The 24,253-nt window shown below is 55.1% G+C and carries 21 protein-coding genes and 1 tRNA gene; 6 read left to right on the forward strand and 16 right to left on the reverse strand.

What is annotated here, in order from left to right; all coding sequences use genetic code 11:
* Positions 1-33: 33 nt before the first annotated feature.
* From CFB04_RS14490 to CFB04_RS14505, 4 genes are all read left to right on the forward strand, one after another.
* Positions 34-1,110, forward strand: coding sequence for a nucleotidyl transferase AbiEii/AbiGii toxin family protein (locus tag CFB04_RS14490; RefSeq protein ID WP_088536012.1), 1,077 nt, complete (start codon positions 34-36; stop codon positions 1,108-1,110).
* Positions 1,111-1,226: 116 nt separating this feature from the next.
* Positions 1,227-2,216 carry an AAA family ATPase gene (locus tag CFB04_RS14495; RefSeq protein WP_088536014.1) on the forward strand — a complete coding sequence of 330 codons (990 nt, stop codon included), beginning with the start codon at positions 1,227-1,229 and terminating at the stop codon, positions 2,214-2,216.
* Positions 2,206-4,953 (forward strand): S8 family peptidase, encoded by a 2,748-nt coding sequence (locus CFB04_RS14500; protein WP_157698807.1) that lies wholly within the window; start codon positions 2,206-2,208, stop codon positions 4,951-4,953. Before CFB04_RS14495 ends, CFB04_RS14500 begins: the two co-directional genes overlap by 11 nt.
* A 7-nt stretch (positions 4,954-4,960) precedes the next feature.
* Positions 4,961-7,534: an ATP-binding protein gene (locus CFB04_RS14505; RefSeq protein WP_088536019.1), complete on the forward strand. Its 2,574-nt coding sequence runs from the start codon at positions 4,961-4,963 to the stop codon at positions 7,532-7,534.
* Positions 7,535-8,027: 493 nt separating this feature from the next.
* Here CFB04_RS14505 and CFB04_RS14510 read toward each other — a convergent pair whose 3' ends face one another.
* The 9 genes from CFB04_RS14510 to CFB04_RS14550 form a co-directional block, all read right to left on the reverse strand.
* Entirely contained in the window at positions 8,028-8,645 is a 618-nt protein-coding gene (locus CFB04_RS14510; RefSeq protein ID WP_088536020.1) for a hypothetical protein, read from the reverse strand.
* Complete coding sequence (locus CFB04_RS14515; protein ID WP_088536021.1) at positions 8,642-9,532, reverse strand: site-specific integrase; 891 nt, start codon at positions 9,530-9,532, stop codon at positions 8,642-8,644. The genes CFB04_RS14510 and CFB04_RS14515 overlap by 4 nt, the downstream gene beginning before the upstream one ends.
* Positions 9,532-9,813: a hypothetical protein gene (locus CFB04_RS14520; RefSeq protein ID WP_088536023.1), complete on the reverse strand. Its 282-nt coding sequence runs from the start codon at positions 9,811-9,813 to the stop codon at positions 9,532-9,534. The genes CFB04_RS14515 and CFB04_RS14520 overlap by 1 nt, the downstream gene beginning before the upstream one ends.
* A 169-nt stretch (positions 9,814-9,982) precedes the next feature.
* A complete protein-coding gene (locus CFB04_RS14525; RefSeq protein ID WP_088536025.1) occupies positions 9,983-10,417 on the reverse strand; it encodes a hypothetical protein in 435 nt (144 codons plus the stop codon).
* The gene (locus tag CFB04_RS14530) at positions 10,414-12,777 is read right to left on the reverse strand and encodes a DUF3631 domain-containing protein (RefSeq protein ID WP_088536027.1); all 2,364 of its coding nucleotides are present in this window, start codon (positions 12,775-12,777) and stop codon (positions 10,414-10,416) included. Before CFB04_RS14530 ends, CFB04_RS14525 begins: the two co-directional genes overlap by 4 nt.
* 12 nt (positions 12,778-12,789) lie before the next feature.
* Complete coding sequence (locus CFB04_RS14535) at positions 12,790-13,083, reverse strand: AlpA family transcriptional regulator (RefSeq protein ID WP_231934201.1); 294 nt, start codon at positions 13,081-13,083, stop codon at positions 12,790-12,792.
* 340 nt (positions 13,084-13,423) lie between these two features.
* The gene (locus CFB04_RS14540; RefSeq protein ID WP_088536031.1) at positions 13,424-14,671 is read right to left on the reverse strand and encodes an integrase arm-type DNA-binding domain-containing protein; all 1,248 of its coding nucleotides are present in this window, start codon (positions 14,669-14,671) and stop codon (positions 13,424-13,426) included.
* A gap of 179 nt (positions 14,672-14,850) precedes the next feature.
* Positions 14,851-14,926, reverse strand: a tRNA-Phe gene (locus tag CFB04_RS14545).
* Between the two features lie 72 nt (positions 14,927-14,998).
* Complete coding sequence (locus CFB04_RS14550) at positions 14,999-15,562, reverse strand: elongation factor P (RefSeq protein WP_088536033.1); 564 nt, start codon at positions 15,560-15,562, stop codon at positions 14,999-15,001.
* A gap of 87 nt (positions 15,563-15,649) precedes the next feature.
* On the opposite strand from CFB04_RS14550, the gene CFB04_RS14555 reads away from it, so the two are divergent.
* Both CFB04_RS14555 and CFB04_RS14560 read left to right on the forward strand, forming a co-directional pair.
* Positions 15,650-15,877, forward strand: a complete 228-nt coding sequence (locus CFB04_RS14555) for an RNA-binding S4 domain-containing protein (RefSeq protein ID WP_088536035.1) — start codon at positions 15,650-15,652, stop codon at positions 15,875-15,877.
* Positions 15,855-16,577, forward strand: coding sequence for a uracil-DNA glycosylase family protein (locus CFB04_RS14560; protein WP_231934202.1), 723 nt, complete (start codon positions 15,855-15,857; stop codon positions 16,575-16,577). The genes CFB04_RS14555 and CFB04_RS14560 overlap by 23 nt, the downstream gene beginning before the upstream one ends.
* Positions 16,578-16,655: 78 nt before the next feature.
* Here CFB04_RS14560 and CFB04_RS14565 read toward each other — a convergent pair whose 3' ends face one another.
* The 7 genes from CFB04_RS14565 to CFB04_RS14595 form a co-directional block, all read right to left on the reverse strand.
* Entirely contained in the window at positions 16,656-17,492 is an 837-nt protein-coding gene (locus tag CFB04_RS14565; protein WP_088536039.1) for a TIGR04290 family methyltransferase, read from the reverse strand.
* A gap of 1 nt (position 17,493) precedes the next feature.
* Positions 17,494-18,561, reverse strand: a complete 1,068-nt coding sequence (locus CFB04_RS14570) for a glycosyltransferase (RefSeq protein ID WP_088536041.1) — start codon at positions 18,559-18,561, stop codon at positions 17,494-17,496.
* Positions 18,558-19,658, reverse strand: a complete 1,101-nt coding sequence (locus CFB04_RS14575; RefSeq protein ID WP_088536043.1) for a glycosyltransferase — start codon at positions 19,656-19,658, stop codon at positions 18,558-18,560. Before CFB04_RS14575 ends, CFB04_RS14570 begins: the two co-directional genes overlap by 4 nt.
* A gap of 3 nt (positions 19,659-19,661) precedes the next feature.
* On the reverse strand, positions 19,662-20,792 hold the full coding sequence (locus tag CFB04_RS14580) for a glycosyltransferase (protein WP_088536045.1): 1,131 nt from the start codon (positions 20,790-20,792) through the stop codon (positions 19,662-19,664).
* Between the two features lie 66 nt (positions 20,793-20,858).
* Positions 20,859-22,028, reverse strand: coding sequence for a glycosyltransferase family 4 protein (locus CFB04_RS14585; RefSeq protein WP_197692521.1), 1,170 nt, complete (start codon positions 22,026-22,028; stop codon positions 20,859-20,861).
* Positions 22,029-22,150: 122 nt separating this feature from the next.
* Positions 22,151-23,236: a Gfo/Idh/MocA family protein gene (locus CFB04_RS14590; RefSeq protein ID WP_369833308.1), complete on the reverse strand. Its 1,086-nt coding sequence runs from the start codon at positions 23,234-23,236 to the stop codon at positions 22,151-22,153.
* A 50-nt stretch (positions 23,237-23,286) separates the two neighbouring features.
* A complete protein-coding gene (locus CFB04_RS14595) occupies positions 23,287-24,246 on the reverse strand; it encodes a zinc-binding dehydrogenase (protein ID WP_088536047.1) in 960 nt (319 codons plus the stop codon).
* Positions 24,247-24,253 lie beyond the last annotated feature (7 nt).

Below are 24,253 nucleotides of genomic sequence, written 5' to 3' on the forward strand. Positions count from 1 at the left end.
TATTAAATTTTTGAGGCGTTAATGGGTTAAAAAATGATCCACGATATTTGTTTTACTGCCGGCTGGCTAGACCAGAAAAAGAAAGAGCTTAAGGGTGTTGATCCGGGATTGCTGGAGAAGGCGCTCCACGCCTTTGCCCTTTTGGGGCATCTGGCAGAAAGCGAGCTGAAGTTCGTCTTCAAAGGAGGAACCAGCCTCCTGCTCCATGTCCCTATTGTCCGTCGACTCTCCATAGATATTGACATTCTCTGCTCGGCCCCAGGTGCAGAACTTGATCGAGTTCTTGCACAGGTAGCTCAGGTCCCGCCGTTTGTCCGCTACGAAGAGCATGAGCGTGGCTTTCGTGGATTGCCGGAGCGCCGCCACTTCAAATTCTTCTACACTTCCCTCGATGGCAACAATGACGCTCCATTCGTCTTGCTGGATGTTGTGGAAGAACGGGAAGTTCCTCATGACGCCATTGTCAAACCGATTACGCCGAGCATTCTTGAGATTCGTCGTGAAATCCCGGTCACGATCCCCACGGTGGAGAGTCTGCTGGCAGACAAGCTGACGGCCTTTGCGCCGAGAACAACGGGTGTGCCGTTTGTGCCGAACAATGGTAAGCCTGCCGACACGATGCAGATCGTCAAGCAACTTTTCGATGTCGGGGAGTTGTTCAACCTTGCAGAAGACCTGCCGGCTGTGCGCCGAGTTTATCAGAAAGTCTTTGCGCAGGAAAATGTATACCGGGGTGGAGGATTTGTTCCGGCAGACGCCTTGGAAGATACAATCCAGGCATCACTCAGCCTGAGCATGCATCTGCTAAAGGGGGTTAAAGACTCGCCGGAAGCGCTCCTGTTGGTAGATGGAGCACGAAAATTAACCTCTCATCTTGTCGACCACCGGTTCAACCTGGACATGGCCAAGCTGGCGGCGGCCAAGGCTGCGCTGATGGCCAAACTTATTAGGAACGAAGAGTCAGGTTCTTCGCTGGCAGCATTCAAGGCGATCCCTCCTCCTGCAGAGCTTCGAGAGTTAAAGATTGTGGGAGAATGGGAACGTCTCAACCGGCTGATGTCGGTCAATCCCGAGGCTTTCTGGTACTGGTATCAGGCGAGCAGGCTTTGATAACGTTCCCCATAACCCTTGAGTTGACTAAATAAGCCGCTGCCTAGAAACTGCTTCCAACGCAGTGGCTAAGCATGCTATACTTATGCAATTTTTCTCATTTATTGGAGCCGCATATGGCTAGAGCCGATATATTATTGAGCATAGTAAAATCAGCTATCGGCAACGACGGCCTTACATTGCGGAAATCCGTCGAAGCGCTGGCTGCGGATGAACGCGCAAAAAATCATCACATCCTTTCGGATCGTCTGATTGAGTTGCTTGCCAGTCACACAAATCAGGCCAACAAAACTACCCCTTTCATACAAAATGGTACCAGGGATTTGGTATATGAAGTTATCCCTGAAAAACGTTTTAGCGATCTGGTTCTCAATCAGGACATCTTTGATATCTGTCAGGAATTGGTGGAAGAGCATTATCGGGCTGATCTGCTCAGTTCATACGGAATAGAACCACGCCATCGAATTCTTCTTGCCGGACCGCCAGGTAATGGTAAGACAACCTTGGCTGAAGCAATCGCATCCGAACTGATGTATCCATTGATCGTGGTCCGTTACGAGAACATTATTGGTAGTTATCTGGGCGAAACAGCTTCCCGGCTGCAAAAGGTGTTTGAAGTCGCTCGGTCTCGAAAATGCGTCATCTTCTTGGACGAATTTGAGACATTGGGTAAAGAGCGTGGAGATACTCGTGAAACTGGAGAGATCAAGCGGGTGGTCAGCTCCCTGCTATTGCAGATAGACCGTCTCCCCTCTCACACTGTTGTCATCACCGCCAGCAATCATCCCGAACTGCTTGACCGTGCTGTCTGGCGACGGTTTCAGGTCAAGGTTCAACTGCCCCCCCCTACCAAGGAACAGCGCATTCGGTTTATCAAGAATTTCGAGGAACGGGCCGGTTTCAATTTCAAGACCGCCTACAACACATTGGCCGACAAGCTCGTCGGGATCAGCTTTTCCGAGATCGAGGAGTTTTGCCTGGATGTCCTACGCCGGTGCATTTTGAATCATACGCAGGACAACCCGAAGGAGATCATCAAGAGCCGGTTGCAGAATCTGGAACGCAGATTTGTGCCGGCAAAGCGGGGGGCGAGCGATGCCGGATAAACCGCTGCTGCTTTTGCCGCGTTCTGCTCCAATGCCCCGTGAAGTGACTCGCAGAATGATCAGAAACAACTTAAGGCTTCCGGGAAGACAGGATCAAGGGCAACGGCTTGGACCACAGTTCACAAATATGCTGGAGGCCTTTGTTACCGATGCTCCGGCAGGGACCAGCACAGAAAACATTTTGGTACTGGAAACAATCGGCCGTCCGGAAAATTTCCGCACAGCAGTCGCATCGGTGCCTGGGCTCAGGTGGCTGGCCGAAATAGATCAGGAAGTCGAGGCTGATGCCCGATTCTTTGAACGCCCCAAAATCGGGTCGCGTTTTTTCAAGGATCGGGTTTTTGCTTTGGATGCCAGAGATTCCAGGGAAATTACCGCCTCTCTTAAGGCAAACGGTGTCATTGACGAGGATGGTATTCTGCAAGAGGGTGTTTCCGATGATCAGATACATGCCGTAATTCCAGAAGATTATCGTGAGCAGGCCGAACAGATACTGGCGGCCATCAATGAGGAAAAAGCCTCTCCTCTACCGGGCAGGATGTACCTGAGTCTCAGCAATCGTCAAGCGTTGCAAGAGATTAAAAGAATGTTCGATACCTGGGAGCAAGGTGGACGGTTACGCTTTGGCGCCGGGGCTTGGGGGGAGATTTTTTCCCATTTGCGCACTATGCGTTTTTGGAATGCCAAGGACAGGGTAACAGAGACCGGCATACTCGATTATTGGCAAAAAGAGGTCGCGTACAAGCGGGGCACTGCTTCAATGGTCGCCTTTGAAATTGAGCTTTCATACGAAGATGATGAACCTAGCAGACGGGAGCGTCAGCGACACGTTGAGGCGCTAGTTGTCCGTGAAGGGGGAACAGTTATCGCCTCGTGCGATATGAAAGAAATTCATTTCCACGCCATCAAGGTTGAACTCCCTGTTGCAAACATTGAGCGGGTATTAGGTGAGGATTACAGCGCCCTTTTCCAGGATGGGGGGATTTTGTTCTTCCGTCCGTCTCCCCAGTGTGCGGTTGATGCCTTTGCGGATGGAGTGGCGGATGATATACCGCCCTTGCCGGAGCCCGAAGAGCCCCCGGTTGTGGCGGTTCTGGATGGCCTGCCATTTTCTCGGCACAACCTCCTCAATGGTTTTGTCATCATCGATGATCCTGATAATTTCGCAGATGATTATCCGCCACGGGAGATGAATCACGGCACTGCAATGGTTTCACTTATCTGCCACGGTGAACTGGATGCGGGCGAAAATCCTATCACTCGAAAGGTATATGTGCGGCCGATATTGAGACCTGACACGGAGTCGCCGCAGGAGAGACGACCGGAGCGGATTCCGAAGAATGTCTTTTTTGAAGATTTGGTCGAACGTGCCGTGCGCAAGATGTTTGCCGAAGTTGCCGGTGAACCAGCTTCCGCCCCATCAGTCAGGATTATTAACCTCTCAGTTGCCGATCCGGATCGGATGTTCCATCAATTCCCTGGCCCCACGGCAAGATTGCTAGACTGGCTTTCTTTCAAGTACAAGGTGCTGTTTTGTGTTAGCGCCGGCAACATCAAGGAACCGGTTTTGCTCGGTGTCGAACCTGATGAATTTTCCGCCCTGACTGGTGAAGAGAAGGTTTCCGTTGCCTTAAGAACATGGTATGGCGAACGGCGAAATCGAAGACTGTTGGCTCCTTCTGAATCGATCAACTCCTTAACGGTTGGGGCTCTGCACGATGACGCCTCGACTCCGGTAATCCTTGACGGTTGCCTTGACATCCTTCCGTCAACAGACCTTCCTTCTCCATTGTCGCCGCTCGGGCACGGTTTCCGCTCTTCTGTAAAGCCGGATATCGTTGTCCCCGGTGGCCGCCAATTCTTTACCCATATTGGCGACGGCGAATATAATCTTCCTCGATTGACGCCACGTTCCGGACAAAAAGTCGCAGCTGTGCCGGTAATGGCGGGGGATAGAACCCGCACAACTTACACTTGCGGGACTAGTAATGCGAACGCGCTTGCCGTGCGAGGCGCTTCATTCATCCATGACGCAGTACTGGACGTTTTAGAAGAGCATGGTATCGAGAATTATGAGGACTCCATGGCGGCATTGATAAAAACATTGCTCGTGCATGGCGCTTCGTGGGGCGAAGCGGCAGATATTATCGAGAGCGCTGTCCTGAATGGCGAGCACACAACGGAAGTGAAAAAGGGGATTGCTCGTTGTCTTGGCTATGGTCGCCCGGATTTTGCTAAAGTTATAAATTGTACCGCCTCAAGGGCGACAGCCATAGGTTTCGGCGTTATTGCCAAGGATCAACGGCACGAATACCAATTGCCGTTACCACCGAGCCTGAGTGGTTTGGACTGCTGGCGGCGTTTGACTATTACCCTGGCGTGGCTGTCGCCCATCAGCGTGGATAGCCGTAAGTACAGGAAAGCGGCGCTTACGTTTGAGGCAACCGAACCGGCAAACGATATTGGTGGCAGCAGAGCTGAGGCGCAATGGCAGCAAGTCAGGAATGGAACGTTGCAGCATGAAATCATCGAGGGGGCAGAGGTACGGGCGTTTCAGGAAGGGCAATACTTGGTGATTCCCGTCCAATGCCGCGAGGATGCAGGGCCGTTGAATGTGGAAGTGCCTTATGGTTTGGTGGTTTCATTGGAAGTAAAGGAAGATGTTGATTTGCCGCTGTATGAGGAGATTCGGAGTCTGATCGAAGTGTCAGTACGAGAAACGGTCAGGGTGGTGTGACAGTATTATGGCGCATTACGAGCAGACATCACTCTGGAAAATTGCTTTTGATCAAAAAGACGATGGATTGGAGGAGCCACGTTCCAGATTAAAAACAGCCTACCAAGATTTCCGCAGCCGCGTTGAAGTCCTGCTCCAGCAAATCCATAAAGAACTCCCCTCGCTCACTCTTCACGACATCACCCATGTTGATTCGCTATGGCGTATTGCCTCAGAAATAGCTGGGCCGGATTTTGACCTCAACCCGGCGGAAGCATTTGTGCTGGGTGGTGCATTTCTCCTTCACGATGCAGCACATTGTCGGGCCGCTTTCCCCGGTGGCCTTCAGGATTTGCAACAAACAACGGAATGGAAAGATTCTGCTGCGCATCATGGTTTTACTCCTGATATGCTTACTGAAGGAACGGAGCCCTTCCAAACAGTCCTATTCGATACCTTGAGGTTGCTTCACCCTCAGCGAGCCAAGAGCCTTCCATTCGCCAAATGGCCATCCAGTGACGGTGCAATGATACATCTGTTGCCAAATGATGATTTGCGCGATGCATTTGGTCATATAATAGGTGAGATAGCTGAAAGCCACTGGTGGCACCCGCATACACTGGAAAAATTAGCAGGCAAGAAGCCGACAGCTCCTACCTGTCTTGCACCTGCGAGCTGGATCATAGACATGCTAAAGATCGCAGTGTTGCTCCGGACAGCCGATGCGGCACATATCGATGCAAATAGAGCACCTCGGTTCTTGATGTCCATTACACAACCGCAAGGTATTTCCAAGGAACATTGGCAGTTTCAGACACGATTGAATCAACCCACATGTGTTTCTGACAGAAACGAATTGATTATTTCTGGCAACCCTTTTCCTGAAAATGAACTATCCGCATGGTGGCTCGCCTACGATGCCGCTTGTCTTGCGAATAAGGAGCTGACTGCTGCTGACCGGTTATTAGTGGATAATCACCGCCTACAGCGTCTTGCTGCTCGTTCCATAGCCGACAGTCACTCACCGGAAGCATTTTCCAAACACGTTCCGACCGATGGTTGGAGCCCTGTAAACACAAATATTAAAATCACCGATGTCAAGAAGCTTGTCGAACACTTTGGCGGCGCAAAACTCTACGGGAACGATCCTTCGGCAGCTCTTAGAGAGTTGTTACAAAATGCAGTGGATGCCGTGCATGCCTGCCGGTCATTAGGTGGACTCAACCCCAATGAGGGGGAAATTGAAGTTGCTCTTGAGGAAGCTTCGGGAGGATATTGGCTACATGTAACCGATACTGGCATAGGAATGAGCCGCTACGTTCTGACGGAAGTTCTCCTCGATTTTGGTCACTCTTTTTGGCGTAGCGCCGACGTGCATGGTGAATGGAGTGGCTTGCCGTCATCAGGTTTTGAATCCATTGGGCAGTTTGGGATCGGCTTCTTTTCAGTGTTTATGCTGGGTGAGCAGGTTCGTGTTGTTACCAAACGTTATGAACATAAAAACGGTGAGGCTGCCCAATGGCTTTTGAGCTTTGCTGAAGGCGTTAACAAACGACCGACTCTGCGTGAGCCTATTGGAAAGGAGAGGTTAAAAAAACACGGTACTCGGGTATCCGTGTTGATCAGCCCGGAGAAGCTAAAGGCACTATGTCTGAATCAGCATATTTGGCGGAATACTTCGTCAGAAATCACATTCGCTCAAGTCTGCGCGCGGCTTGCGCCAGCGATTGATCTGAATCTTTATGTTAAAACTGGTAGCGAAGAACGACAACTGTCAGTTCAAGCCATGGACTGGAAGTCACTCCCTGCGATAGATTTGCTTAGGAGAATCATGCCTGGTTACTTTGAAAGCACTGCAGGAAACCAATTTGGGCTTTGGACACATCTATCAGAAATCTATGATGAAGCGGGGAGTATTGTTGGTCGGTGCGCTGTCCAACCGTCATTATATTTAGGCCCTAATCATGGCGTTGGTGTTGTCAAAGGCCTTTTGGCCGGGAATGTTAATGGAATAGCAGGGATTATTATGTCTAGACCTCAAAACGATCTGGCACGTAAAGAGGCTATTCCTGCTGTTTTATTGCCGTCGTTACAACTTTGGGCAGAGAATCAAAAAGGATTGTTGCTTGAACATGAAAAACTTAGTTCTAAACAAAGTGCATTACTTGCAATATTTGGGGCGGCTCATACTGGATTAAGGATGGGTACCTTTAAAAGGCAAAGTGTCTCGTTTGAAGAGTTAATTAGCATTGCCGCTGAATTAGGCGAAATTATTGTTCATAGTGGTGAAATTGAGTTTGATGAGGATGATGAAGTTTCGCGAAGAGACTTTGAAGAATATTTCGATGTTTGCGAGAATGTGCTTGAGTTGCCGCGAGTGATGAACAATCCCAAATGGCTTGAACTGCTAAATGAAAATCAAATACCTTGTGAAACCTGGTCACTTGATTCTGCACTTGAGACAGCGTTAGCGACAGCCTGGGGGCAGGGGGAATGGGATGCAGATACCGTAACCGTGGGGTACGTAAACGGGACCGAGATTAGTCGTAATTGTAAGATCGCGAGTCGGTTAGCAGCATCGGCAAATATCGAAGAAATATAGGCCCCCGGAGGGCTCAGAGAGCAGTGTCTCTTACCCCGTCTCTTACCCCGCCATCCTGACTACATCGAAAGATGCTCTTCCCAATGCCCAGCTTCGCCCGCGCTTTTGCCACCTCGAATGGCACCATTCGGTCCACACATCTTTCTGCGCCGGAAACGAAAAGGCCCCCCATTAAGGAGGCCAGAGAATCAGAATATATAGTGTGCTGGTTTCGCGCCGCTTTAGATTGCCAAACGGTCAGCTATTGCTGCCGTGGCCGATGGTCATTAGCCACCGCGAGAAGTCACCTTCCCGATTCGCCCCCTGAATTTACAGCGTGGGACTGTTCGCCGCTGCTACCCTTTGCAACGTGTGCCGGTCTGAGTAGGACCTGAACAGATTTACCATCTAGGTCGGCTCTGTGGGCCAGTCCGTGTGTCGATATGACAAAGCGTCACGGTACGCTGCAATTGCACCGAATTTTACCTTTCGAGACCTTCAGCGTCAATCATTTTCATTCATCATCTCCATTCTTTAGACGCTTGATTTGTCGCTGTAATTTCACGATTGCTTTTTTGGCCTTGTCCAGCTCTTGCTCGGTATTTTCTCCTTTACGGAGTTTTTCTTCACAGATTCGTATCTGTTCATCAGCGGTTGCTCGAGCGGCTCGGTATTGATCAATCTCCTTCCGCAGGGTATTTTGCATATACAACGTATCCTTCTCCAGACTCGCAGCCCGTAACAGCTTACCCTCGGCCTCCCCGTCCCGTATAACGGCCTTGGTCATTATCTTGTCAGCTCTATCGATGGCTTCCTGAGAAGCCACGTCGATCGCGAATTTCCGCCGTGAAAGTTCACCGACGACATACCCGATTCCAAATCCCAAGACAGTGCCGAACACCACATAGGGCCAGGCAGCTGGAACTCCAGGCCAATAAATCTTTATGTCCCTTACGACGCGGTGCCCGATTGTCTTGTTATTTTCCTCCCCCAGGAGAAGATAGCCGTTTTGCGGAATGGGAGCTCCTTTCTCCTTGAACCGAACAATGGCCAGATCAGGCAGTACCCACCAGTTCAGCCAGCAAAATAGGATAAAAAGCACCATTGCGACCAAAATACGGACTATTTTCATCGTAGATATGCCTCCGTGGTTTCCTTGTCGAAATGCCCAACCTCCTGGGCGACCGTTCCCTTGGCGTCATCGTAGTTCATGCCGCCGCGCTGCAACTCCTCCATCCGCTCCTGAGCGTAGCTGTGGCGAAGGCCGTGCGCCCCGTTGGAAAAGCCAAGCTCCCGCTGGCTGGCAGCGGAAAAACTTTGACTCCAGGCCCGGCCTCCGCCAATAGCATAGTGCTGTGTGTAGTTCACCCCTCGATCAGTCACCTGCCGCGGCTCCGCCAGCCGGGTCATTTCCAATTGCCTGGCCAGTTCCCTGGACAGCAGGACCTCACGCACGAGACCGCCTTTCCCTTCCACGGAGTAACGCTCACCGTCCCGGCCGGCAAAGCGATCTGAACTCCACTCACGGTGCGTGGAGGCCTGCCGCTCAATAGCCGGCCTGATCGTCAGCAGCTCATGTGCCCGCAGCCCGGCGTTATGGGCAATGCGGGTGGCCAGGCTGTTCCTGTCCGACTGGGCCGATGCAATCCGCTCCACCTGGGCCGTGGAATAGCTCCGGGTGGAATAGTGCGTCTCCTTCTCGCTCTTCACCACTTCGAGCTTCACCCCCAGATGCATCTGCATGGCCTGGCGGTCAAGGTCCAGGGTCTTCTGGGAAACCATGGCAGCCCGGTCGTGGAGATACTGATGGGCGATCTCGGCAGTGAGAGACCGTAGATCCCCCAGCTTGTGTTCATGCTGGTATGCGGCCACCCCCTTGAGTGCCTGCTCATACCCCCGGGCCGTGCCGACACTGTGGATCTTGCCGTCTTGTCGGTGATCATGCCGGCCTTTGCCCAAGGCAACCTTCTGGGAGATGGCATGCTCGGATTGCGTTTTTGCGGACCGAAAGCTCGGCATTACCGGTCTTCCTCCGACAGAGTCGTCACTGCTCTCTGCAGCTCCGGCAGCTTCTTCAGATACCGGTCGATGGAACTGCGGTTCACTTTGCAGCGATGGCTCACCCGCAACCATTCCGCAAGATCGGCACAGGATGCGCCGGCCTGTTTCATGGCGACCAGCTCTGCCCGGTATTTGTCGAGGCGGCTCTTGCGGTACAGCTTGCGCCGTGCCTCGGCGCGGCGGGTACGGATGAGTGCAACCTCCGCCACCGGATCAAATGTCTCGTCTCTGCTGCTCATACTGCTGTCCTCCCTGTTTTGTCGCATGAAATGCGACAAAACCACGCTGTTGCTGTTCCCGCGCTGTGTCCGGCTATGCTGACACAGCGCGGGAACTGAGGGGGCGGTTCATCCACCGGCGGATTTCGTTCCTGCCGGACAGTTTCCGTCACAGATGACGGACCATTGTTCAGCCCCCTCGGTTGCCGCTCCGTGCGGCAGCACGGTCCTCCAGGAACGCCAGCAAGTGCAGACGTTCCGCGGCCCGGTACTCCGCCTCATGCCGGGACAGGCCGCCATCACATTCCATGATGGCGGCCCGCTCGGCCCATTGCGCCCAGAGGTGCTCGATATGGTGACGGTCGTATGCCTCGCAATGCCGGGTGAGCAGCTCCCGCTGCAACGGCAGATTGTCGAAGGTCAGTCCGACAATCGAAGCCACCAGATCGGGAACCACTCCCCGTGTGTGTAATTCTCCGGTTTTGGTCAGCCAGGCTTCCGGTTGGGAAAGTGGTGTCACCTTACCCTGGAGTTTCTCCAGAAGTGCCGGGGGGATCTCGATGATCCGCCCGGCGGGGATGATTCCTCTGGCCGTAGGGAATGGTTCGATTACCAGCGCTCTCAAGACGGCATCTCCAGATCATCTTCGGTTAAAAATAGTACCCCCTCTCCGGGGATTTTATCCGTAACACCGTCACATACCACACTGGTGGCGGGTTCAGGTGTGACGGATGGCGTGACGGTTTCCGTTACGGGAACAATCGGTAACGATTTATCCGTCACAGCTGAAGCCGCATGAATACTGACTTGTGACGGTGTTACGGATAATTCAGGGGGGGTAGATAGATATCTGGAAAAGGCTTCTCTGAATTGCTCCAGGGTGTACCCCTTGGCAGTCTCAATGCCGAGACGGATGGTGTGGGAGAGAATGCCGTACTCGCGAAGCCGCTTTGCCACCTGCCGGGGCGAGATGGCCTGGCCCCGATTGAAGGTGGCCCAAGGCTTCTCATCGTCGGCGCACAGGAGCCGGATCAGCTCTGCCGTGGTGATCCGGTCCCGGTCATCTCCGAAAATCTCCTGAATGTCGGCAAGGAGTTCCGTTCCGACAGTCTGCGTTGCACTCTCGCTGCCGGACATCTTCAGCGCTGCCGTTGTGCCAAGTTGAAGCCATTCATTGCCGGCTGACAGGGCAATAGCCAGGAGCGGTTCCCAGTTGTCCTGCGCCCGGTCGTTGAGGCTCTGGGGAAGCGGTGGCCGGGCCTGGCGGACCTGATCGCGGCAATCTTCGGCAAAGCGGGCCAGCTTGGACCGCAAGTCGGCAAACAGATTCGGCTCGGCATGGCGGATGCGGTCAACCTCTTCGTGGGGCATTTTGCGCCGCAGTTCCAGAATCACCGACCGGTCCATCAGGGTATCGGCCACATGGCCGATACCGGCCAGGGCCTTGGCCCCCCAGGTGTTGAACTTGGTCGGGGTGAAATTGTCACCAACGGTGCGGATGACATAGGCGCTCTCGCGAGTATGGCCGCTGTTCAGAAGTCCCCGCAGCTCTTCATTGTCCTTCATGAAGGCGTCGGCCTCGTCGATCAGGAGCGTGGGACACCAGGCATCAATTGTTCTATAGAGTGCTGCCGGGGAGATGCTACTCGTGGTGATGGCCCGGGCGGACAGACGACCCAGAAGAAACAGGAGCTGCGACTTGCCGCAGCGCTTCTCCGGGGCGGTGATGATTGCCAGGGGCGCCACGGGCACGACATCGATGAACCAGGTCATGGCTGCCCACAACGCAACGGCATGGGCGGTCTCTTTTTCGCAGACGATGAAACGCCGGACCGTGGCGGCAATGTCGGTTAACAACTGCGTCGGGTCAACTTCGTCCGGCCATGGTTCCACTTCGACAAAGGGGAGATCGTCGGCAATGGTCCCCTTGCGGGCATCCTTTACCGCGGCATCCAGGGTTGCAGGACGAACCCCGAGTGCTTTTGCTTCCTGACGGCGCACTTGGTCGTATTGTAACGGAGTAAGTTTCGACAACCGCTCGATGACGGCTTCGAGCGGGAAATCTGAGGCTTCGCTTTCAGGGGATGAGGTTGGTGAGGCCGCAGCCTCGATACAGCGCTTGACCGACTCCGCCCCTGCCAATCGGGCCAGGTCGTTGAAGTCGGTATCTGCCACATTCCTGGTCGCAGGAAAACAGGGGACTACCAGAAGCCCGGACACCGCCTCTGCCGTTTCGATGGCTTTGGTCAAGCCGGGATTGCCTTCGGTGAGATGATCATCATCGGCGCAGATGACCAACATCTTATCCGGATATTGTTGGCGTAATGCCTCTGCCACTGGCTTCAGGTTGCCGGCAGTGAAGGCACAGGCCACGGCATGACCAGTGATTTCGTGGAGCGTGGCGCCGGTGGCGTAGCCTTCGGCAATCAGAATCCTGCCGGTGGGTTTGCCGATGAGATGGTAACAGCCGGAAAGCGCCGTGCCGCTTTTGAATCTCTTTGTCCCATCAGGCAGGATGAATTGCAGGCCGTGCAGCTCCCAGGCATGATCCTGGACCGGGACCATGAGCGAGTTCCGCAGTTGCTTGATGCCGTGGGCCTTGACCCTCTTTGCCAGAAGATATGGGTGCTTTGCGGCAACATCCCGGCCTTTCTCCCAGAGGGTAGCCGATTTCTCCCGGCATTCCTGCCGGATCGCCTGCTCGGACGTGGCGGCCTCTTCCTGTGCCTGTTTCACCCGGACGAGAAAAGATGCCTGTTCTACAAGGTTCCGGTCCGACCTGGCCTGCCAGGTTCCGGAAACGCCTGAACGCCAACAACCGAAAACGCCCCCTTCGCCATCCTCGAACAGTTTGCACCAGCCGGCCTTATCTCCTTTCCGGTCATTGGTAGCAAATCTGATCAGTTTGCCGGGTGTGATCTCAGCATATGAAGGAGTGCCTCCGGTTGATTGCAGGATTGCGTCGCGAAAACTTTCAATATCCACCGATGCCTCACCTTATTCCGGCTGACCTTCGATCAGTGCCCTTATATCGGAAACTTTCCACACGGTAATTTTGGGTCCTAATTTTTTGACGGGCTGCGGGTAACGGCCGGATTTGACCCCGGCCCACCAGGTGCTCTTGGATACCGGAATGATAGGGGGGATGGGGGGATCGGCCTTGGGGTTGCCGATAATGGTGGACAGCCGGACAAAGCCGGTTTCCGGCAAGGTGGTGCGCATACAATTTTCCTCCATAGGTTTTGGGGTGATGATTGACGACAGTTCGACAAGGGGAAACAATCCTGTCACTGGCAGGTTCCAAAGGAATGAGTGACGCAAAATGGTTGCGAGGTCTACTGTGAGAGTGACTGGATAGTATGAAACGAGGGAATTATCTCCACAGCCGATGGTATGGCGGCTTGGCAGATAAACACGACTCGGTGGGGGCAAAAAAGGGGCGGGATGCATAGTATTGCGAAGTCTCATACGCTGGTCTCTTATCCCGCCATAACGGGCGAACTGATCCTGTATGAGACTTCATAATACTATTTCAGAGGAGGTGTCAAGATAAAAACTGTAATAATTTCAACATGATACAGCCAGAAACATTTGGAAACACTTTGAGCTTTTCACGGGGGGGATGCGTAATTCATTTGGCGGCTGTCCGGTCGGAAATTCTGATGACTTTTGCTCCCGTCTTCAGTCCGTCAAGGTAATCGGCCCACTGCTGCATCATCTTTTTACGCTCTGTAAGGTGGGAGGTTCGGTTGTAGGCCCTTCCAAGTGGGTCACGAACGGAGTGACTGAGTTGGTGCTCGATCAGAACAACCGGCATGTGCAGCACTTCGTCAAGAATTGTTCGAGCTGATGCCCTGAACCCATGGGCAGTCGCTTCATCTTTTGTAAACCCCATACGGCGCAGTGCAGCATTGTAAGCATTATCGCTCATGCATCTGAGTGTTGAACGTTGGCAGGGGAAGAGATACTTGCCAAAGCCGGTGAGAGATTGCAGAGATTCCAGAATGGCTATAGCCTGTTTGGACAGTGGGACAATATGGGGCTGTTTCATTTTCATCCGAGTTGCCGGTATCTCCCAGATTGCTTTATCAAAATCAAACTCCGTCCATTCGGCGGCCCTTAGTTCTCCAGGCCTGCAAAAAAACAAGGGAAGGAGTTGGAGAGCGCACTTGACGATATAGCTGCCCTCATAAGCATCTATTGCCCTGAGAAGAGGTTGAAGGCTTTGCGGTGTTGTCGGGGCGGCGTGATGTCCATTCTTTACCGCCGGCAAAGCTCCTCTTAAATCGGCTGCGATATCACGTTCAGCACGTTCAGTTACAACGGCATAGCGAAAGATCATTCCGCAATGGTGCCGCAGGCGATGAGCCGTGTCTAGTGCGCCGCGGCTGGCTATTCGCTCCAGGACCTTGAGAAGATCCATCGGTTTTATTTCTGATATTGGGCGGGAGCCGAGCGGGGGAAAGATATCCTTTTCAAGCCGATGTAGAATATCGGCGGCATGGGTTGGTGACCACTTGCCGGCAGAAGAAAATTTCAGGTGCCATTGCCGGGCGATTACTTCAAACGTATTGGCGGCAATATCTTTATCGGTTGATTTAAGAGCTTTTTTCATCTCCCCCGGGTCAACGCCATTTGCCAGCAGTTTCTTTGCATCCTCTCGACGCTGCCTGGCTTCGGCGAGGGTTATGGAAGGATAAGCGCCAAAAGCCAGAACCTTGCGTTTGTCACCGTATCGGTAATCAAAGCGCCACAGTTTCCCGTTGGTAGGAGTTACGAGCAGAAAAAGCCCGAAGCCGTCCATGAGCTTGTAATCTTTTTCCTGCGGTTTTGCGTTCTTGACTTGAATATCAGAAAGTGGCGTGATCCTTTTGGGCATGGCTTTTCTCCGTTTTTGGAGGTATCCGTCTTGTTTTGGAGGTAAAACTACCCTATACATACCTCCAAAACTCTTGGATTCTGCCATACCACAAAGGACGAAATAAGACAATAGATAAAGAAAAAGCCCCTATTTCTAGAGGCTTTTCGTACCACGTCGGATGTGGTTGGACTTTCTAATGGTGCCCAGGGACGGAATCGAACCGCCGACACGAGGATTTTCAGTCCTCTGCTCTACCGACTGAGCTACCTGGGCAAAAACGAACTCATTTTATAGTCCGATTCGCAGTTGGTGTCAACTGATATTTTCCCCCACTATGGCTCCTCGTCAAGCACGTGAGATGAAGCGGCTGTCGCGCGTATCGACTTTGATTTTTTCACCGGCCTCCAGATACGGGGGAACCTGCAGCTTGAGGCCTGTTTCCAGAAGCGCTTCCTTTGTTTGGGCGGTGGCGGTGGCGTTCTTTATGACAGGCGGAGTTTCTGTGATGGTGAGCTCAACTGTCATCGGAAGATCCACGTTTACCATCCGCCCCTGGAAGAGACCAAGTTGAACCTCAGTTCCATCAAGCAGATAGGGAGAAATCAGCGCGAAGCTCTCCTCTTCCATCTCGAACTGCTCGTACGTTTCCATATCCATGAAGACGCCGCGTCCACCGTCGGCATAGAGGTATTGGCCTTTGTGGCGCTCGAAATCCGCTTCTTCCATCTTGTCTCCGGAGCGGAAGGTTTTCTCCAGGACTTGGGACGTAATTAGGTTCCTGTATTTCGTCTTTACCATTGTGTTCGCCCCGCGGGCGGACGGGGACTGAAAGTTTACATCAAGGATTATGCAAGGCGCGCCGTCGATCTGTATTACCAGGCCCCGCTTGAAATCGGATGTGCTTATCATTGGCAATCTCCTTGGGAAAAATCATTCTACCTTTAGCAGAAAAGCATGCTAAATTCAACCCGACCCCCACCAGTATTCAGGAGAACCATGAAGATCGATACCGACTACATCAAGCTCGACAGTTTTCTTAAAATGGTCGATGTTGCGTCCTCGGGAGGGGAGGCAAAGGTCCTGATCGCCACGGGTGCTGTTCGCGTCAACGGTGCCGAAGAGAAAAGGCGCGGCCGCAAGCTCTATCCAGGGGACAGGGTGGATGCTGCCGGAGAAACTTTTCTCGTCGAAGGCCCATCGCATGGAGAAGCTGATGTGCCTTGAAGATATCAGCATCGAGCTTGCCCACCGGCTGGATGAGTTGCGGTTCTCTTCTCCGGTGGCTTACGTCTACAACCCTCTGCTATATGCATGGCAGCCGCACCGGGAGTATCTGGTGCGGTTCGGCAGAGGGATAAAAGAAGCGGTATTCCTCGGGATGAATCCCGGTCCCTGGGGGATGACCCAGACGGGGGTGCCCTTCGGGGAAATTGCGGCTGTACGTGATTGGCTGAAGGTAGAGGGGGAGATCGGAAAGCCTTCTTCCGAACACCCGAAAAAGCGCGTGGTTGGGTTGAGTTGCCGCAGAAGCGAAGTGAGCGGGAGACGGCTCTGGGGGCTGATTCGCCAGCGATTCGGCTCTCCTGAGCCCTTCTTTGAGAGGTTTTTCGTCCTCAACTATTGCCCACTCCTCTTCCTCGATGAAGGGGGGCGTAACATCACCCCGGACAAGCTGCGCCCAGGGGAGCGGGACCTGCTTCTTGAGGCATGTGACCAGGCTCTTTTCCAAATGATCGAGTGCCTGCGCCCGGCTCAGGTAATAGGTGTTGGAAATTTTGCCGCCGAACAGGCACGGAATGCTCTGCATGCGCTTCCTGTCAAGGTGGGAAAGATACTTCACCCGAGTCCTTCAAATCCGCTGGCCAACCGTTGCTGGCCGGAAACCGTGCTGCGGCAGCTTCATGAACAGGAAGTAGACTTTTAAACAGGCGGAGGAACGATCTCTGTCGCCGACTTCACCTCCTTCCATTGATCCCTTCTCCCCTTTCCTGACAATCCTGCATCAGCTTGTCAATCCATCAGGAGGTTGGATAGCGTCAGTCACGCATCCTTCTGACGCCGCCGCTGTTCCTGTCGCCGAAAGGTACTCTTCTTTGTTCCACGTGGTGACGCACGATGGCAACTGTGGGTTCGGCTCGCACAGATATATTTCATCTCCTGGATAGCCGATTATTCGCATGCCGGCAGATCGAAGGAGAGCTTCCACACCGGCGTGATTTAATATCCACCAGTTGGTGGGGTCCCCGGCAAAGCGGTCCTCGATGAACGCTGCTTTGGGCCAGCCAGGGTCGAGGAGGGTATCCCGCTCGTTTATCCAGTGGTCGGGCTGGAAGTAGATCTCTTTTCCCGGCATTGTGAGAGTCTGGAATACCATTAGCCGCTTTACCTTCCTGGCAACAATATCGAGCCCGAGGAGAGGGTAGCGCAAGTGGTAGAGCACTCCTAGAAAGAGGACCAGGTCGAATTCTACGGGATCCCGTGCCAGGTCGTATATCTGCATCTGCCGAAACCGGACGCGCTCTTCCACACCATACTGTCGTGCTGCCCACGTCGCCTGGCGCAGATAGTGCGGGTCCACGTCTATCCCTGTTACCCGTGCTCCGCGGCGTGCGAGTTCGAAGGTGTAGAACCCGGCGTTGCAACCGATGTCTAGGGCATTCCACCCTGTCAGGTCCTCGGGAATAAATGGTGCGAGTTCCTTCCACTTGAACAGGGGGAAGTCTCCGAGGAAATGGTCCGGCGCGGTCTGCGTCCCATCGGGAAAATGAAGGTTGTGGAACCAGGGAGAAAGCGATGCGATCTCCTCGGGTCGTATTGTGCTTCCTTCAGCGTCACCCATGCTACGCAGCCCCCATCGCTTCCGTTATGTATGTTTCCAGTTCTTCTGCGCGCTTTGCTGCGGTGTGCGATAGGAGTACGCGGCGTCTTGCCCGCTCCCCGATTTCCCGCCGCTCGTTCTCAGGCAGCCCCTGCAGGATTCGTAGGACCTCCCCGGAGTCTGAAGCGAGAAGGATTTCTTCGCCGGGATTGAAAAACGTATCGATGCCTTCCCAGCGGTCGCTGATGACAGGGACTGCGCACGCCGCGGCTTCGAAAAGACGGACGCTGGGAGAGAACCCTGCTTTCACCATTTGCTTCCGGGTCACGTTGAGAGTGTACCTCTGACCGGTATAGAACTCTCCATGGTGGACCGGCGCGAGATGTTCCACTCGTTTGACGTTGTCAGGCCATCGGATCGTACCGGGATATTGCGGGCCGGCTACGATGAAACGTCCTTCCTTCCAGGTGGCTGCCGGTTCATTGAGAAGACGATCCAGGGTCGGCTGCCTATCGGAGCTGTAAGTGCCGAGATATCCCAGATCCCAGGAATGGGTTTCTCCCGATGGACGATGAACGCTGGGATCGACCGAGCAGTAGAGGGGGCGGGCGCCAGGGGAGCCGTAATGCTCTTCTATGAAACGCAGGGTCGGGCCTCCGGTAAATGAGAGGTAGAGCCTGTAACGTGGGATAAGCTCCAGGTCCAGATAGTCGCAATCATCCCGTTCCAGTTTGGCGAGTGTCACTGGAGTGTCGATGTCGTAGAAGGCAGTGAGTCCTTTTGCATGCCTGGTTATCCAGTGTCCCGCTTCGATTCCTTCGGGGACGTAGGAACCGACAATCACGCAATCCGCCTCCCTGATTTCCTTCCCATGTTCAGCAAAAAGATGGTCGAGTGAGGTGTACAGGATCGTCCGGCAGTAAGGTGGTTCCGGGAGGTCGCGGTTGGCTGAATACCACGGGGCGTCGCGTTCGAAGAAGACCACGTCGTGCCCCCGTTGTGCCATTTCCCGCAACAGCCCCCGATAGGTGGTGGCATGACCGTTGCCCCAAGACGATGTGATAGAAAGTCCCAAGACTGCAAGTTTCATCCTGCCACCCCCCTGCGGCATGTCGATGTGTCGGAGCAGAATATCTCCCCGAACTGCCGTGCCCGGTGACGATATGTATGTTCCCTCCTCACCCTCGCGAATGCCCTCATGCCGACAGCAGCCGCCTCCTTCTCGGTCAGTTTCTCAAGTATTGCGGCGACTTCATCACCGTTTCCGGCGACAAGAATTTCTTTTCCCGGCTCGAAGAAGTTATCGACGCCGTCCCATGCATCCGTGATAATGCAGGCTCCCGCTCCTGCCGCCTCGAATACGCGTGTGGCAGGTGAGAACCCGTAGCTCGCCATGCTTGCACGGCTTATGTTGAGGATGGCCAGTGCACTGCAATTGAAGGCGTTGTGATCCCCTGTTCCCAGGTGCCCGAGCCACGTTGTGTTGGCGGGGCGGGGCTTGTCTCCCCAGCCGCTTCCCGCGAAGAGAAACGAGCGATGCGGGAGACGGTGCGCAACGGAAAGAAAGAACTCATCCACACGGGTTTCGCGGTCGGGCAGGCGGTTTCCGAGAAAGGCAAGGTCGGTCCGGAAGCGCTGCTGCGGCGGGACCGGGAAGTGGGTGTCCGGATCGAGGGCGTTGTATATAGGGATGCATTCCCGGGCTCCGAATGACAGGTATCGCTCGACCACCGGCCAACCGCCTCCATACGTCAGAATCAGGTCGTAGGCGGGAATGAGGCGGTGAAAAGGATCAGACGGATCGGCAGCGACCCTTTCAAGGGTTGCCGGTGCGTCCACGTCCCAGAAAACCACCTGCGTGGTTTCCTTCTTGAGCATGAGGACTTCCCGCTCCAGGAATTCGTCGAATACCCCCACGCCGCTAGCCTTGACAACCAGATCGGCATCGGCGGCACGTTCCAGGCATTGAGCCGCCGCCTCCTCTGTAGCGGGGTAAACGACCACCGTTGCCCATTCGGGATTTTCCATGTCGCGGTTCGCCTGCCGGTCGTAAGCATCCGGCTCGAAGAAGGTGACGTGGTGCCCCAGTTCGTGGAGAGCCTTGATGATTCCGCGATAGTAGGTGGCTGCGCCGTTCCAGTAGGAGGAGACAAGGCTCGACCCGAAAAATGCTATTGTCAGTCCCATCTCCTATCCCTTTCCGCGCAGTTGCTGCGGTCTTTCGGTGGTATCCATCCCGAGCTCGCGGCATATCTGCAGTAGTTCGTTCACCCGGTGCCCGCAGGTGTGGCGCTCGATGATGGTTCTCCTGCCGTGGCTCGCAAGTTCCTCAGCGCGTGTCGGATGATGAAGCAGCATGTCCAGCAGTTCTGTTGCCTCGTTTCCGTTGCGGGCTACGAGAAAGTCCTCACCCGGGGCGAACAGCCCCTCGACGTCATGCCACGGGGCCGACACGAGAGGAATCCCGCAGGATAATGCCTCGAAGGGGCGAATGGTCGGAATCCCCGGGAGCAGAGTCGCATAGGGGCGACGCGGTATATGAACCGTGACGCGGTGGCGGCTGAAGACCTTCGGTACGTCGAAATTCGGAAGCCACCCTCCGTAGCGGATGCCGGCCTCCTCCAGCAGCCGGAGCGCCTGCTGCGGATAGCGCACACCATATACCGTCGCCTTAAGTCTAAGGCGCCGCACAGGTTCTATCAGGAACTCCCGGATCTCCTCGCTCCGTTCCTCGTCACCCCAGTTGCCGACCCAGACGACATCCCCTTCCGGTTCTACAGAAGATTGCGGCGAGAATACGCGAACATCCGCCGCTTCATGCCATACCCATACATTTTTTGCCCAGCGGGATTTCAGGTAGATATCCCGGATTTTTTTTCCGTAGGCCAGAACGCCGTCGTAGTGGCTGAGATCATAGGCTGACATCGATTTCGCTTCGGTGACCGACCGGTGGTGGGTGTCGTGGAAAAAAAGGAGGTAACCCCCCTTTTTTCGGTGATGCTCCCCAAGCCTCCGGACAAGTTCGTGGTCGTTCCATTCATGGACGATCACTACGTCGGCGCCAGCCAGTAAGCGGTCCGGATCGATCCTGTCCATCCGGTATGTCTTGCCTTCGAGGAGCGGGTATGTCCTGCGGAACTGGCGGATGGCAATTTCCCCCTGCTCCCGCAACAGATTGGTAAGGCTCCACCCAGCCTCTGGTTCATAGACGTCCACATGATGGCCCCTGGAGATCAACTCGCTCGCGATGCCTCTCAAAAAGTGGGCATTGCCGTGATTCCAGTCGGAGACGATGGAGTGATAGAAGAGCACGAATTTCATCGATTACCTTTCCGCCGGGTACTTCATCCCGGCATGCCGCCTCTGCGGAGTCTGCAGGAGCTCCCTTCAGGCTCTGGCTACCGCGGGTGCGGGCGCAGCTTTTAGCATAGGTGCCGGATGAAGCGACAGGTAGGCGTCCATGTACTGTGCCGCCATTCGGTCGAGGCTGAAGGACATGCTCCGTTCATATGCTTCGCCTGCCAGCCGCTCCCGATAAAAGTGATCGGTGCAGAGTTCCTGTAGAGCGTTCTTAAGGGCCTCTGTGTCGTCGGGGGGAACGAAGACCGCCGCACCTTCCCACAGCTCCCGAAGGGAGGGGATGTCCCCCAGCACCAGAGCACAACGGGACATGGCCGCTTCAAGTATCGAAAGCCCGAAGGGTTCGTACTTTGCGGGGTGAGCATAGATACCCGCCCGCTCCAACCAAGCGGCCAGCTCCCATGGAGCGATTTTGCCGAGCCGGCTGACATTGCCGACGATAAGCGTTCCCCCTTCCGGATGCTTCTCCTCTCCGGCGATGTATACCGGCCAGGCCAGATTTGCCGCGGCCCTGGCAACGCTTCCCACATTCTTCGCCTCGTCCCAGATCCGTCCGACGCAGAGGATGAACTCTTCCTTTCTTCCCGGCTTGAAGAGCTTGCGGTTGCGGGCGTTGTGGATCACCCGTCCCTTGGGAAGCGGGAGATAGTGCTTTTCGAGGGCACCCAGCATGGCCCGGGTAGGTGTCACCACAAGCGAAGCGGCGGAAAGGCCCTTGCGCACCCTCTCCCGATAAACGTGATAGGAGGCGGGAAGTTGCTTTTTGCGCACCGATTCCCACCAGGACAGGACACAGGAGTGCCCTGCGACCAGACAGGGCGCCCGCCAGGGAAGAGCCGCATGCACGTACCCGTTGAGGTGTACGACATCGGGGCTGAAAGTATCCTCCAGCGACAGGAGCCATTCCCCGGCTCGCTCGATGTCTTCCCATGGGTCGTCCATCCATTCGAGACGGTGGGCGCTGTCGTGCAGCACCAGATTGCGCACCCGCCGCGCTTCACGCCGCTGCTCCGAGTTGGGTGCTCCACCCATGGTGGCCAGCAGCACCTCTATGCCGTACCGTGCAAGTCCCTGAGCCACTTCGAGGGCATAGGTCCAGACGCCTCCGACGGTATCGGCGGTCATGAGAACTCTGCGCGGGACTGAAGGGACGCTTATCGAATAAAGATCCGAAAGGGCCTGCTGCGAATGTTCCATATGTGCTCCTGAAAGTGGGACTGCACGAGGCCGGTCACCGATGCATGCTGCCCTCGTCCGGCCGATGTGCCGGCGGAAAACGGAAAGGTCGTTTCGCAATTTCTGACGATGGAGCCGGCTGTTCAACCCAGCGCGGCGATGCTTCGTTCCCCCTGATCACCTGCCCGGCTTATCTCCCTGCACTCACTCTCGGCCGGAAAGCTGGTATCCCTGCCGTACGCGGCGTCGAGGGCAAGCGCGGTGTCGAGGAGGCGTTCCGCATCAGGGTCGAATCTGCACCCGGTACGGAGTCTTACTGCCCAGGCGACGGCTGCCCTTCCACCCCAGTCGTCCGGCGGCGCCGCCAGTTGCTGGCAGCTGGTGCCCTGGAAGCGTTCGGCGGTGAAGTCGTAGAATGAGCCATTCACGTTGCGGAAGCAGGCTCCTCCTTCGGTGCCGTAAAAGGTGGAACTGATGACGGCATCCCGGCCGGCGGGCAGGTTCCAGGAGCATGCGAGGCGGATTATCGCGCCATTTTCCAGTACGAAAGAGACATCGGCGAAATCCTCCACTGCTCCCGTTACATTCTCCAGAAGCTTCCCCTTGGCGTATATGGAGCGCGAAACGGTTCGTATGTTGGGGAAGTCGAAGACCCAGAGCCCAAGATCGACCAGATGGCTTCCCAGGTCCATGAGGCAGCCCCCGCCCGATAGTTCCGGATCGTAAAACCAAGACTTGTCGGGGCCGTAGGCGTTATGGAAGACCAGGTCTGCGCTGTAAAGCTCTCCCAGTTCGCCTCTTCTGACAAGATCGTGGATTTTACGGATGCCTTCGGTGAAACGGTAGGAGTAATCAACGGCCAGGAGCCGGTCTGCACGACGCGCAGCCGTCACCACCGCTGCCGTTTCCGCTGCATTTCGAGCGAGGGGTTTCTGGCAGAAAACCGCCATTCCCCGCTCCAGCGCACGTATCGACTGCTCGGCGTGACCCGCGCTCGGAGTGGCAATCACAATGCCGTCGAGATCCATATCGAGGAGCTCATCATAGGAACCGGCAATGATAGCGCCCGGAGCGGCGGCTGCGGCCGCTTCGGCGTTCCCGGCGCTGATATCCGCAATCGCTGCTACTTCCGCTTCTCCCGACGCTGCTATGGCTTCCATCCTGTGCCGGCCGATCCACCCCGTCCCGAGAAACCCCAATCTTGGGAGGCTCCTGTTTCTTGCGGCTATTTTCACGTCGTCTCCTTGGTTACAGTAGGATGTTGTGTGCAATAGGGGGCCTACGGGTGGATGCTGACAATGCCTTTTATGAACCCTTCCGGTCGTTCGGTCAGCATTGCATACGCTTCATTGAGGCTGTCCAGCCCGAAACTGTGTGTGACGAGACCTTCCAGGTCGAACGCTCTTCCGGCAGCCGCTTCGACGCCCGCGGCGATGCCTTCCACATAAATTCTAGCTTCGCGCTCGTGAGCGTTTATGACGTCCAGCCCCTTCCAGTTCCACTGCTGCATGTTCACTTGCCGGGGCCCGTCCTGATGGTAGCCCGCAATCACCATGCGCCCCCTCTCTTTCACCAGTTCACCCGAGAGGTCCAAAGGCCACTGGTGCCCCGTCGCTTCCACAACCACATCGCAACCCGCGGGGCCCGCAAGCTCTTTCATCTTTTCGATCACTCGCCAATGGTCGTCCATTGAAACTGCTTCGGCTGCACCATACGAAAGGGCAAGGTCGAGGGGGTGCTGCCGGCGGGACAGGGCGATGACACGTGCGCCTGCACGTGAGGCAAGGGCAGTGAATATGATGCCCAGAAAACCCGCTCCTACGACGGCGACTGTGTCCCCGGCACGAATGGCGCTGCGGCGAAAGACGTTGACGGCGCACCCGACTGCTTCGCCGGGAAAGGGAAGACCTTCGAGTTCCGCCGGCAGCTTGACGGCTGCTTCGGCGGTAATAGTGTCGTACTCTGCGTAAGCATGGTCCGACAGGAAAGTAACCCTGTCTCCTTCGGCAAAGCCGGCCACACCCTTGCCTACAGCGCAAACGCGTCCCCATCCCTCATGCCCCGGGGTGCCGGGAGGAATCGGATAATTGAACCACGGCCTTCCTTCCCATAGTGGGAGGTTGGAAGGGCACACTCCGCACCCTTCCACCCGTATCAGGAGTTCACCCGCTTTAGGATCCTGCAGTGGGGATTCCCGCACTTCGACCTTTCCGGGTGACGTAATGACTGCCGCCTGCATCGTTCGC

Source organism: Geobacter sp. DSM 9736, from assembly GCF_900187405.1.
Classification (GTDB): domain Bacteria; phylum Desulfobacterota; class Desulfuromonadia; order Geobacterales; family Geobacteraceae; genus DSM-9736.

Coding starts and splice junctions, on each gene's coding strand:
- CFB04_RS14575 (WP_088536043.1), bottom strand. CDS start 19,658: ATGGGACTGACAATAGCATTTTTCGGGTCGAGCCTTGTCTCCTCCTAC.
- CFB04_RS14555 (WP_088536035.1), top strand. CDS start 15,650: ATGAAGATCGATACCGACTACATCAAGCTCGACAGTTTTCTTAAAATG.
- CFB04_RS14490 (WP_088536012.1), top strand. CDS start 34: ATGATCCACGATATTTGTTTTACTGCCGGCTGGCTAGACCAGAAAAAG.
- CFB04_RS14500 (WP_157698807.1), top strand. CDS start 2,206: ATGCCGGATAAACCGCTGCTGCTTTTGCCGCGTTCTGCTCCAATGCCC.
- CFB04_RS14495 (WP_088536014.1), top strand. CDS start 1,227: ATGGCTAGAGCCGATATATTATTGAGCATAGTAAAATCAGCTATCGGC.
- CFB04_RS14560 (WP_231934202.1), top strand. CDS start 15,855: ATGGAGAAGCTGATGTGCCTTGAAGATATCAGCATCGAGCTTGCCCAC.
- CFB04_RS14580 (WP_088536045.1), bottom strand. CDS start 20,792: ATGAAATTCGTGCTCTTCTATCACTCCATCGTCTCCGACTGGAATCAC.
- CFB04_RS14595 (WP_088536047.1), bottom strand. CDS start 24,246: ATGCAGGCGGCAGTCATTACGTCACCCGGAAAGGTCGAAGTGCGGGAA.
- CFB04_RS14515 (WP_088536021.1), bottom strand. CDS start 9,532: ATGCCGAGCTTTCGGTCCGCAAAAACGCAATCCGAGCATGCCATCTCC.
- CFB04_RS14550 (WP_088536033.1), bottom strand. CDS start 15,562: ATGATAAGCACATCCGATTTCAAGCGGGGCCTGGTAATACAGATCGAC.
- CFB04_RS14540 (WP_088536031.1), bottom strand. CDS start 14,671: ATGCCCAAAAGGATCACGCCACTTTCTGATATTCAAGTCAAGAACGCA.
- CFB04_RS14570 (WP_088536041.1), bottom strand. CDS start 18,561: ATGAAACTTGCAGTCTTGGGACTTTCTATCACATCGTCTTGGGGCAAC.
- CFB04_RS14565 (WP_088536039.1), bottom strand. CDS start 17,492: ATGGGTGACGCTGAAGGAAGCACAATACGACCCGAGGAGATCGCATCG.
- CFB04_RS14520 (WP_088536023.1), bottom strand. CDS start 9,813: ATGAGCAGCAGAGACGAGACATTTGATCCGGTGGCGGAGGTTGCACTC.
- CFB04_RS14510 (WP_088536020.1), bottom strand. CDS start 8,645: ATGAAAATAGTCCGTATTTTGGTCGCAATGGTGCTTTTTATCCTATTT.
- CFB04_RS14505 (WP_088536019.1), top strand. CDS start 4,961: ATGGCGCATTACGAGCAGACATCACTCTGGAAAATTGCTTTTGATCAA.
- CFB04_RS14585 (WP_197692521.1), bottom strand. CDS start 22,028: ATGGAACATTCGCAGCAGGCCCTTTCGGATCTTTATTCGATAAGCGTC.